This is a genomic window from Prevotella sp. LCP21S3_D2, assembly GCF_052118345.1.
Lineage (GTDB): Bacteria > Bacteroidota > Bacteroidia > Bacteroidales > Bacteroidaceae > Prevotella.
The window spans coordinates 1-573 of the sequence record NZ_JBQKHJ010000095.1 but is presented as its reverse complement, the minus strand read 5'-3'; the positions used below and the strand labels follow the sequence as shown (position 1 = coordinate 573).

Below are 573 nucleotides of genomic sequence, written 5' to 3'. Positions count from 1 at the left end.
GCAGACAAGATGAACTGCTTACTGGTCAATGCCCTGCTTGCTACTGGTCAATTGAAATCCGGTCAAGAGTATGATTTTGACTTTGACCATCAGTTCATTGAAACAGAGAAGTATGATGCAAAACCAACCTACAAGAAGTTCTTGGGCTATAGTCCAGGCGTAGCTGTCATTAACGACATGATTGTTGGTATTGAAAATAGAGACGGCAACACAAACGTGCGCTTCAACCAAAGAGAGACTTTGGAAAGAATCTTCAAGCGATTGGAGGCTTCGGAAATATATATTTCTCGTGCCCGCATGGATTGCGGCTCATGTTCGGAGGAAATCGTAGATATGGTAGAGGCTCATTGCAGGCATTTTTATATTCGTGCCAACAGATGCTCTTCTTTCTACGATTCCATGTTTGCCTTAACTGGATGGAAAACTGTTGAAATCAACGGTATTGAGTTTGAGTTGAATTCTATCCTTGTTGAGAAATGGAAAGGAAAACCGTATCGTCTTGTCATACAGAGACAAAGGCGAATAGATGGAGACCTTGACATTTGGGAAGGCGAATATACCTACAGATGTATA

At 41.7% G+C, this 573-nt stretch carries 1 pseudogene; it reads left to right on the top strand.

Annotated elements, in window-relative coordinates:
- Positions 1–573: pseudogene (locus tag ACTQ16_RS16755) on the top strand (IS1380-like element IS942 family transposase); the annotation flags it as partial.